This window comes from Saccharopolyspora sp. NPDC002578, from assembly GCF_053592695.1.
Map to the genome: position 1 here is coordinate 1 of NZ_JBSFWJ010000106.1, position 14545 is coordinate 14545.

Consider the following 14545-nt stretch of genomic DNA (forward strand, 5'->3'; position numbering starts at 1 on the left):
CGCGGGTTCTCAGCTGCTTGCTCGCGAGGACAGCTTTTTCCCTCGTGGCGGAGCCACTCGGGAAAAAGATCCCGCAGCGAGCAAGCAGCTGAGGTTCCGCCACCCCACCACCCGAGCAAAACGACCACGACAACATGCAAAACGAGCTGCACCTCGTGGGGCTGAGGTGCAGCTCGTTCTGGGCTGGATCAGGCGTCACCCGGATCTGAGGGGCAGGTCCGGGCCCCCTGGCTCACTGGGTGAGCAGGGTGAGGCCGTAGGCGTCCAGGATCTCGTTGACCGGCTGGAAGTACGTGGTACCGCCGTTGGTGCAGTCGCCCGAACCACCGGAGGTCACGCCCTGCGCCTGGTCGTCGGACAGCCACGAACCGCCGGAGTCACCGGGCTCGGCGCACACGTCGGTTCGGGTGAGGCCCTCGACGGTGCCTTCGGCGTAGTTCACCGTCTGGTTCTTGGCTTCGACGGTGCCGCAGTGCCAGCCGGTGGTGGAACCGGAGCGGCAGATCGAGGCGCCTTCGGCGGCCTCGGTCGAACCGCCGACGCCGACGGTGCCGCCCGCGTAGTCGTTCACCAGCGGCTGCGGGGTCTCGCCGGACGCGGTCTCCACGTAGGAGTAGTCGTCGCCCGGGAACGAGGAACCGGCGAAGGTGCCCGACGGCGTGCTGGTCGTGTCGCCCTCGCTACCGCAGTGCCCGGCGCTGACGAAGCCGCCTTCGACGGAGAAACCGATGGAGCAGCGGGCGCCGCTGCCGATCATGTAGGCGTTGCCGCCGACCACGTCGGCGAGGATGCGCGGGGCTTCCTCGGATTCGACGACCCGCACGGCCTGCTGGTCCACGCCGGTGGAGCGCACGAACTCGGTGGCCGTGGCGGCCGAACCGGTGGCGGCGGTGAGCACGACCGAGTTGGCGGCCGAGTCGAGGTACCACCCGGTGACGCCCTGCGGGGCCTGGTGGGCGTTGAGGCCGTCCACGACTCCGCCGAGCTGCGCGGTGCTGTACTCGACCAGCTTCGCTTCGGCTCCGGCGGCCCGAACCTGGTCGATCAGGTTCGCGTCGGTGACGCCGACGACGAGCTTGCCCAGGTCGGCGTCGTAGCGGGAGCCGCCGAACGCCTCGCCGAGCGAGCCGCGCAGCGTCTGGTTCGCGGTGTTGGCGATGGCCTCGCTGTGCAGCCGGGCCTGCGCCTGGTCGGCGGTGAGGCCGAGGTCGCGCTGCATGGCTTCGAGCTGGGTGGCGGCCTTCTCCGGCGCGGGTGCGACGGTGGCCGAGGCGGGCATGGTGAAGGCGGCGACGGTTCCGGCGGCCAGCACGATCGTCCCGGCCACTCTGGCCGCGAGCTTGCGCGTCATAGGTTGGTCTCCCTACTCCTTGAGGTGGGGCTCAAAGATCCCGACGGGGAGCAGTATTGGTGGGGACCACCGATCCGCACATCCTCCTTTCGCCGCATCAATCGACGAAGAAATCCCGGTTAACCCGCTTTTGAGCGGGATAACCGGGAATCATCACCATCAGCTGCTATTCGATCACGGAGCGTCGACCCTTTCCCGCTGCCCGATCTCGCCGCCGGGAACGTCGGCTCCCGACTCCTGCGGCTGTTCGGCGCCGGTGGTCTCCCCGGTGGCCGGGGCTTCGGATCCGCCGGTTTCGCGGGTCGGTTCCGTCGCGTCGCTCTGCCCGGATTCGCCGGGCTCGCCGGGCGCGGTCTGCTCGCCGCCGGACGGCTCGGATGAGGTGGAGGTGCTGGGTTCCGACCGCCGCGTGGAGCTCGGTTCCGCGGACTCCTCCTGCTGCGGCGCGCGCGCTTGCTCGCCCTGCTTCGCCGCCGGGGTGAGCACGCGGCCGATGGTGGTGCCGCGGTCGCCGCCGGAGAGCGGCTTGCCGAGGACCCCTTCGAACCCGGTGATCACCAGCATGCCGAGCCCGAACATGAGCGCGCTGGTCACGGCCACGACGCCCCAGCGGATGCCGCGGCCGACCCGAGGCGCGGGTTCGGTCACCCGCTCCTCGACGGCCTCGACCTGGCGGGTCGCGTCGTCCTTGTTCGCCGCGTCGTTCCAGGCGAGCATCCGGGTCCTGGCTTCGGCCTCCGCCGCGCCGGTGTCCATCCGCCTGGTCGCGTCGGGGTCGTGTTCGACCTGCTCACCGCCCGGCCACTGCATCGCGCCGGGCACCTGGATCTTGCGGGTGGCCTCCTCCGCGGGAGCCCGGGGCGGCGTGGTGCCGGTGATCGCGCGCTCGCGCGGGCGCGGCGGCGGTGGCGCTTGGAGGGTCACCTTGGTGGCGCGCTTGAGCGCCGCGCGGGCGGCGAGGACGTTCGGCTTGTCCTTGGTGGTCTCCAGCTTCTCCTTGGTGGTCTCCAGCGAACGCTGGTACAGGGCACCGCCGACGGTGATGACGACGCTGGTCAATCCGGCACCGAACACGGTGCCCGCGACCCCGAGGTACGACCCGAGGAACGCGGCGGTCACCGATGCGAGGGCGCCACCGGTGACCTGAGCGCCGGACAATTCGATCTTCTTGGATTTCTTTTCCGCGGCCTCGTCGTTGTCGTCGGCTCCGGTCGCCCCCCGTTCGGAATTCCCCTTCGCCATGTGGCTCCTACTTACTTCGGCGCGCTCTCTCTGACTCCGTCAACGGTTGATCTCGCCGCGATTCTCCCGATCGTTGCGCTTTCGTGATAACTGCCACTTCGGGTAACGCGGTAACGGCGCGGTTTCCACGAAGATCAGTGCGGAATTGAGCACTATGGACGATCGAATTCCGAACCGGGCGGACGGCCGTTCGGCGGCCTTGCCGCGCCGCAGGTCAGCGGACCGCTGGGCGGATGCGCCGGGATCGGCCATGATCGCGGTCATGGACTTGGTGACACCGCAGGACGTCGAGGCCGCTCAGCGCCGCATCAGCACCGTCGCGGGGCCGTCGGCCGTGGTCCGCACCCCGCTGCTCCCGCTGATCGGGATCGAGGACCGGGAGATCTGGGTGAAACCGGAGAACCTGCAACCGATCGGCGCGTTCAAGATCCGCGGCGCGCTGAACGCGATCGCCGCGCTGCCGGAGCCGGTCCGGGCCCGCGGCGTCGTCGCCTACTCCAGCGGGAACCACGCCCGCGCCGTGGCCCACGCCGCGCACGCCTTCGGCGTCCCCGCGACGGTGGTCGTGCCGCACACCGCACCGGCCGCGAAGATCGCCGCCGCGCGGGAGCTGGGCGCCGAGGTCGTGGCGGTGGACGTGGCCGACCGGGAGAGCACCGCGCAGCGGATCACCGCCGAGCGCGGAGCGACGCTGGTGCCGCCGTTCGACGATCTCGCCGTCATCGCGGGCCAGGGCACCGTCGGCCTGGAGATCGCGGCGGACCTGGAGGTGGACGTGGTGGTGGTGCCGGTCAGCGGCGGCGGCCTGCTGTCCGGGGTCGCCACGGCCATCCGCGCGCGGCGGCCCGCGGCGAAGATCATCGGCGTGGAGCCGGAGCTGGCGGCGGACGCGCGCGAGAGCCTGCACGCGGGCCGCCGGGTGTCCTGGCCGATCGAGCTGCGCACCCGCACCGGCGCCGACGGCCTCACCGCGCAGCCTTCCGAGCTGACCTTCCGGCACCTGCTGGACCGGGTGGACGACATCGTCACCGTCTCCGAGGCGGAGATCGACGCCGCCGTCGCTCACCTGGCTCGGCGAGCCCGGATCGTGGCCGAGCGCAGCGGTGCCGTCTCGGTCGCCGCCTGCCTGCACCGGCGGCTGCCGCCGGGCCGCACGGTCGCGGTCGTCTCCGGCGGCAACATCGACGCGGGAGAGCTCGCGAACCTGCTCACTTCGGAGGGTTGAGGCGGGCGACGAACTTGTACCGGTCGCCGCGGTAGATCGAGCGGACCCATTCGACGGGTTCACCGGCGGCGTCGAAGGAGTGCCGGGAAAGCAGCAGCATCGGCAGGCCCACGTCGGCGCCGAGCGTCTCGGCCTCCTCCGGGCTGGCCAGCGCGGTCTCGATGGTCTCGTCGGCGTGCCCGAGCTCCACGCCGAAGTGCTCCCGCAGCACCCGGTACAGCGACCCGCCCGATTCCAGCCGGGTGGTCAGGCCCCGGAAGCGGGACAGCGCCAGGTGCGTGGTCTCGATGGCCATCGGCTCCCCGTCGGCGAGCCGCAACCGCCGCAACCGCAGGGCCGTCGCGCCCGGACGGGTGCCGAGCAGGGTGGCGAGCTCGTGGTCGGCGGGTTCCTCCACGACCTCCAGCAGCCGGGAGGTGGGCTGGCGGCCCTGGGCGCGCATGTCCTCGGTGTAGCTGGACAGCTGCAGCCGCTGCGCGACCTTCGGCTTCGCCGCGAAGGTGCCCTTGCCCTGCACCCGCAGCAGCCTGCCTTCGACGGTGAGTTCGGCGAGCGCCTGGCGCACCGTGGTGCGGGAGACGTCGAACTCCGCGGCCAGCGCGCGCTCGGTCGGGATCGGTGATCCCGGCGGCAGCGAGCGCAGCATGTCCAGCAGGTGCTGCTTGAGCCCCCAGTACTTGGGTTCGCGCTGCGCGCGCACCGGGGTGTCCGCCCCGCCGGACACCGACGTTTCCAGCATCTGTCCTCCTACCGCCGAGCCTCGCCCTGACGTGGTGGCCGCGACCGCGTCTCCCGCGCACGGCCCGGTGGAGCCCTCACCCCGCACGAGCGGTGGCTCCGGGCGGCTCACCGCACACCGCGCCAGGACTGTCCAGCATGCCTGAACAACGGCACGATCATCACGTTCTCCCCAGTTTTCCCACATTGGTGATCTTGACACGAACGCCGGGTGGCAGCAGGAGTGTCACACGGGTCACTCTCGGGAAAGCGGCACGTTCGCTAGCATTGGTCTAGACCTAATCGGCCGAGTGAGAGGCACCCATGAGCGAGGCGAACCCCGGCCAGAGCATGCGAGCCGAGATCGACGAGCAGCCGCGGATCTTCGCCGACCTGCTCGCCGGCACCGACATCGCCGCCGTCGCGGCCACCATCGCGCAGCGCAAACCGCGCTTCGCGCTGCTGGCGGCCCGCGGCTCCAGCGATCACGCGGCGCTCTACGCCAAGTACCTGATCGAAGTCCTGCTGCAGCTGCCCACCGGACTCGTCTCGCCCTCCACCACCACGCTCTACGGAGCGCAGCCCGACCTCAGCGACGTGCTGCTGCTGACCGTCAGCCAGAGCGGCGGCTCCCCCGACCTGATCGAGGTCACCGACTCGGCCCGCCGTCGCGGCGCCACCACCGTCGCGATCACGAACACGCCCGGCTCCACGCTGAACTCCACCGCCGAACTCGCCGTGGACATCCGCGCCGGCCAGGAGCAGGCGGTGGCCGCGACGAAGACCTACAGCGCCACCCTGCTCGCGCTGTACCTGCTGATCGACGCGGTGCGCGGCGGCACCGGCCAGGACGCCGCGGCCCTGCCCGACCTGGCGCGGCGGACGCTGGACGAGAGCTCCGACGCGGTGGCCGAGGCGGTGCACCGCTACCGGTTCGCCGGGCGGCTGGTGACCACCGCCCGCGGCTACTCGCTGGCCACGGCGCTGGAGGCCGCGCTGAAGCTGGCCGAGACGAGCTACCTGCCCGCCCGCGCCTACAGCGGAGCGGACCTGCTGCACGGACCGGTGGCCGCCGTGGACGCCGAGACGGCGGTGCTCGCGGTCAGCGGCGAAGGCAAGGGCGGCGCGGCGATGCGCGACGTGCTCGACGCGGTCCGGGAGCGCGGCGCCGACGTCTGCACCCTCGGTTCCGGGCCGGCCGCGGCGCACCACATCCCGGTGCCCGCCTGCGCCGAGGAGCTCGCGCCGGTCCTGGAGATCCTCCCGGTGCAGCGGCTCGCGCTGCGGCTCGCGGTCGCCCGCGGCGGCGACCCGGACCGGCCGCGCGGCCTGTCCAAGGTCACCCGCACCCGCTGATCCGTTCCGGAGCCGCTCGTCTTTTCGGACGAAGCACCGGCCCCGATCCCGCCATTGGTGCCGAGACCTGCCAAAACGGTCCCGAACGGCAAACCCGCTGCGTCTGGCCCGTGCGCAGCGGAAAAGTAGGAGCCCGCCTCACCGAGGGGGCGGGGTGAGGCGGGCAGCGTCAGATTACGCCGAACGGGTCACAAATGACCACCGCTGAGATGGAGGAAAACGCGACCGGCCCGCGATCAACTCGGATCACCGGCCGTGATCGGGACGAGCCGGTCGGCACCGAGCCGGGTGATCAGAGCTCGTAGACCTGGCGCGCGGTGCCGTCGAAGATCGCCGTCCGCTCCCGCTGCGAGAGCCCGCCCACCAGCTGCGCGGCCAGCCGCAGGACCTCCCGGTAGGAAGCCGCCGACGTGCACACCGGCCAGTCCGAGCCGAACATCAACCGGCCCGGCCCGAACGCGTCCAGCACCACCTCGACGCACGGCCGCAGCACCTCCACGTCCGGCGGTCGCTCCCCGGACTCGGTGACCAGGCCGGAGAGCTTGCACAGCACGTTCGGATGTTCCGCCAGCCGCCGCACCAGCGACTCCCACCGCCGCGCATCGCCGTCGACGGGCGGCTTGCCGCAGTGGTCCAGCACGAAGGTCAGCTGCGGGAACTCGCCCACCGCCTTGATCGCCGCGGGGAGCTGGTGCGGGCGCACCAGCAGCTCGAACACCAGCCCGGCGTCCTCCACCGCCGCGAGCCCGCGCAGCACGTCCGGCCTGATCAGCCAGTCCGGGTCCGCTTCGAACTCGACCGGGTGCCGGATGCCCTTCAACCAGCGGCCCGCCGGGTGCGACAGCAGCGCGCCGAGCCGTTCCCGCACGCCGCGCGCGGTGAGGTCCACCCAGCCGACGACCGCGCCGATGCACTGCACCGAATCGGCCAGCACCAGCATCTCCGGCGTCTCGTCCGGGTCGGCGACGGTCTGCACCAGCACCGTCGTGTCCACCGAGGTGCCGCGGATCGCGTCGGCCAGGTCGGAAGGCCGGAAATCGCGGTGCAACGCCTCCCGCTCGGGCCCGGTGATCCACGGCTGGTCCCGGACGTCGATGTCCCACAGGTGGTGGTGCGCGTCGACGGTCATCGCTTCGTCCTTCCCCGGCCGCATCGGCCCCGACGATCGATCCCACAGTGTGGCCCGTGCCCGCTGCCCGGCTCGGCGCAGGGCCGGGATGACCGGCCGGTGAACGCGCCGGCCACCCCCGCGATGCCCCTGCCCTGCGGTACAACGGAACCCATGCGGGACCTAGTGCTCGGCCTCGACATCGGCGGTACCTCCAGCCGCGCCCAGGTCGGCGACCTGAGCGGCCGGCTCGTGGGCAGCGGCACCGCGGGCGGCGGCAACCCGAACTCGCACCCCCCGGAGGACGCCGTCGCGCAGGTCACCGCCGCGGCCCGCGCCGCGCTCGGCGACCTCGACGGGAGCGCCGTGGGTTCCGCGGTCCTCGGCATGGCCGGGGTGAGCGCCATGACGGATCCGCGGGTGGCGGGACTGTTCGAGCAGGGCTGGAACTCGCTCGGCCTGCACTGCCCGGTGCGGATCGTCAGCGACTGCGAGGTGGCGTTCGCCGCGGGCACCGCCGCCGGTGCCGGGACCGTCCTCATCGCCGGGACCGGCGCCATCGCCGCCCGCATCGAGGGCCACCGGGAGGTGGCCTCCGCGGGCGGGCACGGCTGGCTGCTCGGCGATGAGGGGTCCGCGTTCTGGCTCGGCAGGGAAGCCGTCCGGCACGCGCTGCGCACCCTGGACGCGGGAACCGCGCCGGAAGGGCTCGCGCGCACCGTGCTGGTGACCGCGCTCGACGGCGAACCGGGCGACGAGCCGGTCCGGGTCCGCAAGCAGCTGATCACCGCGGTGAACGGGGCGCCGCCGATCCGGCTCGCCGAGCTCGCGCCGCTGGTCACCGCTGCCTGCGCGGACGGCGACCCGGCAGGCGCGGACATCGTGGGGCGCGCTGCCGTCGAACTCGCCGGCACGGCCGTGCGGGCCGGGGGCTCCGGGCCGGTCGTGCTGGCCGGTGGGCTCACCGCCGAGGGCAACCCGGTCGGCACCGCCCTGCGCGCGGAGCTCGGCGCCCGGCTGCCCGGCACGCCGCTGCACCTGGCCGGGCCGGGCGCCGCCGGTGCGGCCTGGCTCGCCGCCCTCGACCTCACCCCGGACGCCCCCCGCTACCCGGGCATCTGAGCGGCCCCGGGCAACACCGACGGTCCTCGCCACCGCTGCCCACCCCGCGAACTCATCCACACCCCCACCAGCGGCACCGGAACTGTGGACGGATCACGCCCCTGTGGACTACTCGCGCAATTTCGCGAGAAATTGAACGCCCCCCCACCCCCGGCGACCCCCAGCGAGCCCCCTGTGCGCTGGCATTTCGTTCGCTTCGCGGTCTCGTACCGGTTGGGGCTCCGCGCCGATTTCTCGCGAAATTGCGGGAGGTTCCACAAGGTTCGGCCGGATTCGAGGGGGTGTGGAGCCGTCGGGGTGCGGTGGTGCCGTCCACAACGGTGGCGGTGGTGGCGCGGGTCGCCGGGGCTCGGCGGCGGTCAGTCGTCGCCGTCCGCCGCGGAGCGGAGTTCGCCGCTCGCGGCGGTCGCGGGTTCGTCCGCGACCCGCGGGTGGCGGATCCCGGCGTGGTCGGCGGGCAGGGCGCGTCGCAGCACCCACCAGCTCACCGCGATGCACACGGCCACCAGCGGCCAGGTGAGGATCGCCTGCGCCGCGCTCAACGCCAGCACCGCGCCGCCCAGCCACAGCGGGATGAACACCAGCAACCGCACCACGTACTGCCCGACCCACACCCAGCTCGCCAGGCTGTAGGCGCGCAGCAGCGCCGGATCACGCCGCCAGGTTCGCCCCTGCCCCAGCAGGGTGCCCACCACGACGCCCAGCAGCGGCCACCGGGCCGCGATGCTCACCATCCACATCAGGGCGCTCACGGCGTTGGTGACCAGCCGCGCGAGGAAGAAGTCCGCCGCGTTGCCGGTGTAGAGCGCGATCACCGCGCCCAGCAGCACCGCCAGCAGGCTCACCAGCACCGCCAGCGGGCGGGCGCCGTTGCGCAGCCGCCACCCGCCGAGCACCGCGCCGACCGCGACGGCCGCCGCGCCACCGGCGGCGATGGACTCACCGCCGAGGTACCAGCCGAGCCCGAACAGCACCGGCGGCAGGCTCGCGTCCAGCGCGCTCGTGCGTCCGCCGAGCAGCCGCATCAGCGAATCCCGCTCCGCACCTGGTTCCGGGACGCCCGATTCCCGGCCGCCCGATTCCGCGGCGGTGCGCGCCCGCCCGGTCTGCCGATCCCGCATCACACCTCCAGCCTGCCGCACCGGCGGCCGTCGACGCACCCACCGATCGGTCGCCGCGACGAATCACACCGAACGACGCCCCGCGGACCGCGGCTCAGTCGTGGGCCACCAGGGAGAGGAGATCGGCCAGGCGGTCGACGATCGCGGCCCGGTCGGCGGGAGCGCAGGTCAGCACGTCGCGGCCGTCCGGGGCCTGCTCGCCGAACAGCGTGAACCGGCCCAGGTCGTTGTCGAACCAGGTCAGTCCGGGGTGCGCGGCAGCACCGGCCCGCCGGTCGGCCCCGGAGACCAGGAAGTGACCGATCCGGTGCCGCGGCCGGCTCATGATCTCCTCCAGCGCCCGGGGCCGGGCGGTGCGCTCGGCCCGGACCGGTTCGCCCACCGCCGCCGGGGCCTGCGGCAACAGGTCCGCGCACACCTCCGGCAGGTCGTGCGGGTCGAGGAACTCCAGGTGCAACCGGCGCCCGTCGAGCACTCCCACCACGCCCACCTCACCCGTCGCGACGACGCGCGCGGCGAGCCGCTGCCCGCTGCGCACGTCGACCAGACCGGCGGCGGCGATGGACACCTCGGACCCGCACAGCAGGTACAGCGCGTCCTCGACCTCGGGTTCCGGGCGGCCGTCGACGGCGAGGCCCGAGGATTCCAGCTCTCCCCACACCTGCCGCACCAGCCGGGCGCGTTCCTCGGCGGACTCCTCCGGCCGGGACAGCTCGAACGGGTACTGCCGGACGTCCAGGTTGAGCTGCTCGCCGAGCACATCCACGGCGGGCAGGGAGAGGGCGATCGTGTCGACCATCGGCTGTCGTATCTCACCTTCGGTACGGCGGGCTCGCGCGGAGCCCGCCGGTGAACCAGGGGATCAGAGCGCGGCGCGCGTCAGAAGTCGCGGTATCCCGGCGGGGCTTCGCCGAGCACCGGGGGCGCCACCAGGCGCCCGCTGCCGTACTCCTCGTCGTAACCGTCGTCGGCTTCGAGCAGGAACTGCGGGCCCCGCTCGTTCGGTCCGGATTCGCCCGGCCGGTAACCGCCGGTGCTGTACTCCTTCTCGCGGGACTCCTGCTGGACCTCGTCGGACGCCGCCCAGGACGTGCGGCGGGAGCCTCGCCCGCGCGAGGAGGACGTCCGCGCCTTGGAACCCATCGGGCCGAAGCCGCCATCGGGACGCGACTCGTAACGGTCGATCTGCCGCTGCGGAGGCTGCTGCGGCTCGGGCCGCTGCTGGTTCGGCTGCTCCCCGCCGCGCTGGTCGGGCCGCTGCTGGTCGGGGCCCTGCTGCGGCGCCGGCTGCGGCGACGGGGGCTGCTGCGGCGGTTGCCCAGGCTGATGCTGGACGGGCTGCTGCGGCGGTTGCGGCTGCCCGGGCTGCTGCGGCGCTGGTTGCTGCCCAGGCTGCGGCTGCCCGGGTTGCGGCTGCGGAGGCTGCTGTGTCGCCTGCTGTGGTGGCGGCGGGGGCGGCTGCGTCCCGGGCATCGGCGGGCGGGCACCGGCCCCCGGCGGCGGACCCGCCGGGATCGGCGGACCGTCCGGACGCGGCCCGGCGGGCGGCGGCCCCGGACGCGCGGCGGGAGGCCGCTGCCCGGCGTCGGCGCCAGGAGGCGGCATCGGCATGCCACGCGGCGGCGACATCGGCTCCGGGCCACCGGGCGGCGGACCGGCCTCCGGCGGCATCGGCGCTCCGGCGGGCGGCGGTGCCTGCCCCGCTCCGGGCGGTGGCATCGGCATGCCGCGCGGCGGCGACGCCGGTTCCGCTCTGGGCGGCAACGGCATGCCGCCCGACGGCGACATCGGCTCGGTCCGCTGGACGGCCTCCGGCGGGAGCGGTGGGCGACCGGGCGGCACCTCGCGGGCGGCGTCCGGGTGCGGCTCCCGTCCGGGAGCGCGCTGCGGCATCGGCGGTGGGCCCGCGCGGTGCCCCGGCTGCTGGTCCGGGGCGAGGCGCGGCGGACCCGCCGCGGGCACAGCGGGCCGCGGTGGGTCCTCGACCTCACCGGGTGGCCCGATCAGGCCGCCCGGCGCGGCCGGGGCCTCCGGCAGGCCGAACAGGTCCTCGGGTTCCGGCTGCTCGGGGTCGGCGTGCCGCCGCCCCGACCGGGTCTCGGGCCGCGGTGGCCGGTCCTGCTCGTGCGCGGGCGGTCCGTGGAACACCGGCGGCGGCCCGGACTGCTGCGGCCCGGCCGGAGGCGGCCCGGCGAGCTGCGGCCCGGCCTGCTCCCCGTGCTGGCCGATCGCGGGCCCGGCGGGCGGCGGGCCGACCGGGAGCTGCCCGGAGGAGTGCGGCACGGGGCCCGGCTCACCGGCGTGCGGCGGCGCGGGGGGCTCCGGCACGGGCAGCCGTCCCGACGTCGGTCCCGCCGGGGCGGAACCCGCGTCGAGCTCGGACGGGCGCGGCGGCACCTGCGGCAGCGGGCGCGGTCCGGCGGCTGGCCGGGTGCGGTCGTGCGGCGACTCGGGCGGGCGGCTCGGCTGCCGAGGCGGTTCGTCGGCGGCCGCCTCGGTTCCGGGCTGCGGCAGCGCTCCCGTCAGCGGTCCGGAGAACCCGCTGGGCCGGTTGCCGTCCCGCTGGTCGGCGGGGCCTGCCTCGGCGGGCCGGGGCGGTTCCGCGGGACCGGCCAGATCACCGGAGAGCGCGGAGGTCCCCCCAGCCGGTTCCGGTCGTTCCGGCTGCACCGGCCGCGGCCGGGGCGCCGGCCTGCGCCGCTCGTGCACGAATCGTTCGCCGAGCCGCTCGATGCGCTCCCAGAGCGCGAACGGGTCGGGTTCGGCGGCGAGCGCCGCGAACTCGGAGCGCAGGTCGAACCCGCCCGGCCGGGCGGGCGGGCGGGGTGCGGCGGGGCGGCGAGCCTCGTCGTGCCGCGCGGGCGACTGGTCCGGGTGGAGCTCGCCCGCGCGGAGTTCGCCCTGGGGCGCCAGCTCCCCGGCCGATCCGAGCACGCCGCGCACCGGCATCCCGGGGCGTTCCGGGGGCTGCGGCCGGGACGGCGGCGGGTCCGCGGACGGCGGCCCGCTCGGAGGCGCCGGGCGGCCCGGTCGCCGCGGCCGGTCGGCGGCCCGCGCCGGGTCGGCCTGCGGTGGCTGCTCCGGGGGCCGGAGTTCGCCGGGCCCGGGTGGCACGGGGAGCTCGCCGGAGGATTGGAGGTCGCCGACGCGCCGGAACTCGGGCGAGGACCGGCGCGGTTCGCCGTGCGCGCCGTCAGCACCGGGCGAGTCCGCCGCGTCGTGCGGCGTCCCGTCACCGGACTCCCGGAAATCCCCGGACATCAGGTGCTCACCACCGAGAAGCGATTCGGAATAATGGGACTCTTCGGAAACCAGGGATTCCCGGGAAATGACGGTCTCACCCGCCGAAAAGGATTCATCGACCGGACGGGAGCCGAATTCGGGCGGCGAGGGCCGTTCGCTCCGGAATGCGGCGTCGGGCCCGAGTTCGCCGCCGATCCGGGCGGCACCACCGGATCCGTTCGCCTGCCGCGCCGGGGGCGCCGGGCGTCGCGTCGCGACGCCGGGCGCGGGTCGTCCCAGCTGCCCGGCGGGGGCGGAGTCACGGCGCCCGGCGTCCCGCGCCGGAGGCAGGTGCCGGGGGGCGCCGCCCGGTTCGGCCGCCCGGCGCGGCGCGGCGGGCGGCGGATGACCCGCCGGTCCCGGCGCCGCCGGATTGTGCGGTGACGTCACTTCTCCCCCAGCTCTCGGATGCACTGCGGTCGCCGCGGGCCCCTCGCCCGGACGTGCCGCATCAGTGCGACGGGCACCGTCGTGACGAAGTGCCCGGTCCTGCCGTCGTTGCCCACTCAGGCACCTGTCACCTGGTGGTCCGCGCCGGTGGCAGTCGGTCGCGCCAGGGGCCGGATGACCACTGCGGCGACGGTGTCCCCCACCTCGCGCAGGGTCGCCACCTGCGTCGATCGCGACATCACGAGCCCCCTCGTTCCTCCTGTTACCGCCGAGCGACATTAGCAGTCGCGTTCGAGGCGTACCGTCGTTTCCCGGTAAGCCACCTTTATTCACGCGGGTGCACGCGCGTGCCATCCATCGCCCCTGTTCGGCAAGGTGCGTCGTGTCCCACATCCGGCGGGATCGTGCCGCCGGAGTGGGCGCGCGCCTGCGCGGAACAAAATCGAGACGTTGAGGTGCCGTTAATCACTCGTCCGTAACCGACGGTGGCGTAGGTCGTCTTCGGAGGATCAGTGTGTTCTCCGGGCGAAGGACAGCAAGCGCAAGAGGAGGGCCGATGAACGGCCGGGAGTACACGGGTGGCGGAGCGCGGCGGGCGAACTGGCCGAGCTTCGTGGCGTTGGGCGACAGCTTCACCGAAGGGCTCGCCGACCCGTCCCCCGGCGGCGGGTGCCGCGGCTGGGCGGACCGACTCGCGGAACACCTGACGGCGCAGAACCCGCGGCTGCGGTACGCGAACCTCGCGGTGCGCGGCAAGCTGCTGCGCCAGATCACCGAAGACCAGGTGCCGCAGGCGCTGGAACTGCGGCCCGCGCTGGTGTCGCTGGTCGGCGGCGGCAACGACATCATCCGTCCCGGCAGCGACCCGGACGAGCTGGCCGCGATGTTCGACGACGCGGTGACCCGGCTGCACGCGATCGGCTCGGACGTGCTGATCGGCACCGGATTCGACACGTCGACGACGCCCGTGCTGCGGCGCGTCCGCGGCAAGGTCGGCACCTACAACGCGCACTTGCGCGCCATCGCCGACAAGCACGGGTGCTACGTCGTGGACCTGTGGTCGATGCGCGTGCTGCAGGACGCGCGGGCGTGGAGCGACGACCGCCTGCACCTGTCCTCGGAGGGACACCGCCGGGTGGCGGTGCGGGCCTGCGAGGCGCTGGGCGTCGAGATCGACGACGACTGGCGCACCCCGTGGCCGGAACTCCCGACGCGCCCGTGGCGCGTGCAGCGCGCCGAGGACATCCAGTGGGCGCGGGAACACCTGGCCCCGTGGATCGTCCGCCGCCTCCGCGGCCGGTCCAGCGGCGACGGTCGCGGCCCGAAGCGCCCGCAGCTCGAACGCCTCTGCACCAACGCCGGCCGGACAACCGACCACGAATCCCCCCACCCCCGCTGACTTCGCGACGAAGCCGCGCAGGTGGGTGGGCGAAGCCACGGTTGTGGAGTCGGGTTCGGCTTGGCGTGTGGGGTCGGGTTTTAGAGCCTTCCCGGGTTTGGGCGTGTGGTTTCGGTGGTGCGTGGAAGGTCGGCTTGCAGGATTGCTTCCACGGCTGGTGTTGCTGGGGTGTCCGGGTAGCGGAACCTCAGTCGGTCTCTCGCTGCGGGATCTTTTTCCCGAGTGGCTCCGC

General features: G+C 73.9%; 13 protein-coding genes. 4 read left to right on the forward strand and 9 right to left on the reverse strand.

What is annotated here, in order from left to right; all coding sequences use genetic code 11:
• Positions 1-232: 232 nt before the first annotated feature.
• The 3 genes from ACWD38_RS28445 to ACWD38_RS28455 form a co-directional block, all read right to left on the reverse strand.
• Positions 233-1351, reverse strand: a complete 1119-nt coding sequence (locus ACWD38_RS28445; RefSeq protein WP_184483393.1) for a S1 family peptidase — start codon at positions 1349-1351, stop codon at positions 233-235.
• Positions 1352-1525: 174 nt separating this feature from the next.
• Positions 1526-2593, reverse strand: a complete 1068-nt coding sequence (locus tag ACWD38_RS28450; RefSeq protein ID WP_184483395.1) for a hypothetical protein — start codon at positions 2591-2593, stop codon at positions 1526-1528.
• Positions 2594-2632: 39 nt separating this feature from the next.
• Complete coding sequence (locus ACWD38_RS28455) at positions 2633-2857, reverse strand: hypothetical protein (RefSeq protein ID WP_450125285.1); 225 nt, start codon at positions 2855-2857, stop codon at positions 2633-2635.
• On the opposite strand from ACWD38_RS28455, the gene ACWD38_RS28460 reads away from it, so the two are divergent.
• Positions 2856-3818 (forward strand): threonine ammonia-lyase, encoded by a 963-nt coding sequence (locus ACWD38_RS28460; protein WP_450125286.1) that lies wholly within the window; start codon positions 2856-2858, stop codon positions 3816-3818. The two genes, ACWD38_RS28455 and ACWD38_RS28460, sit on opposite strands and share 2 nt — an antisense overlap.
• Here the strand turns inward: ACWD38_RS28460 and ACWD38_RS28465 are convergent.
• On the reverse strand, positions 3802-4557 hold the full coding sequence (locus tag ACWD38_RS28465; protein ID WP_184483401.1) for a GntR family transcriptional regulator: 756 nt from the start codon (positions 4555-4557) through the stop codon (positions 3802-3804). The genes ACWD38_RS28460 and ACWD38_RS28465 overlap by 17 nt on opposite strands.
• 302 nt (positions 4558-4859) lie before the next feature.
• Here ACWD38_RS28465 and ACWD38_RS28470 point away from each other — a divergent pair, with 302 nt between their 5' ends.
• Complete coding sequence (locus ACWD38_RS28470; RefSeq protein WP_184483403.1) at positions 4860-5891, forward strand: SIS domain-containing protein; 1032 nt, start codon at positions 4860-4862, stop codon at positions 5889-5891.
• Positions 5892-6183: 292 nt separating this feature from the next.
• Here the strand turns inward: ACWD38_RS28470 and ACWD38_RS28475 are convergent, their stop codons facing one another.
• On the reverse strand, positions 6184-7020 hold the full coding sequence (locus ACWD38_RS28475) for an amidohydrolase family protein (RefSeq protein WP_450125287.1): 837 nt from the start codon (positions 7018-7020) through the stop codon (positions 6184-6186).
• 153 nt (positions 7021-7173) lie between these two features.
• Between ACWD38_RS28475 and ACWD38_RS28480 the strand changes: the two genes are divergently transcribed.
• A complete protein-coding gene (locus tag ACWD38_RS28480; protein ID WP_450125288.1) occupies positions 7174-8121 on the forward strand; it encodes an N-acetylglucosamine kinase in 948 nt (315 codons plus the stop codon).
• A 359-nt stretch (positions 8122-8480) separates the two neighbouring features.
• On the opposite strand, the gene ACWD38_RS28485 is transcribed toward ACWD38_RS28480, so the two are convergent.
• From ACWD38_RS28485 to ACWD38_RS28500, 4 genes are all read right to left on the reverse strand, one after another.
• On the reverse strand, positions 8481-9242 hold the full coding sequence (locus ACWD38_RS28485; RefSeq protein ID WP_450125289.1) for a DUF3159 domain-containing protein: 762 nt from the start codon (positions 9240-9242) through the stop codon (positions 8481-8483).
• A gap of 94 nt (positions 9243-9336) precedes the next feature.
• Positions 9337-10041, reverse strand: coding sequence for an ESX secretion-associated protein EspG (locus tag ACWD38_RS28490; protein ID WP_450125290.1), 705 nt, complete (start codon positions 10039-10041; stop codon positions 9337-9339).
• An 80-nt stretch (positions 10042-10121) separates the two neighbouring features.
• Entirely contained in the window at positions 10122-12503 is a 2382-nt protein-coding gene (locus ACWD38_RS28495; protein WP_450125291.1) for a hypothetical protein, read from the reverse strand.
• A 527-nt stretch (positions 12504-13030) separates the two neighbouring features.
• Positions 13031-13153, reverse strand: a complete 123-nt coding sequence (locus ACWD38_RS28500; RefSeq protein ID WP_281398373.1) for a hypothetical protein — start codon at positions 13151-13153, stop codon at positions 13031-13033.
• Positions 13154-13470: 317 nt separating this feature from the next.
• Here ACWD38_RS28500 and ACWD38_RS28505 point away from each other — a divergent pair, with 317 nt between their 5' ends.
• Complete coding sequence (locus ACWD38_RS28505) at positions 13471-14313, forward strand: SGNH/GDSL hydrolase family protein (protein WP_184483410.1); 843 nt, start codon at positions 13471-13473, stop codon at positions 14311-14313.
• Positions 14314-14545 lie beyond the last annotated feature (232 nt).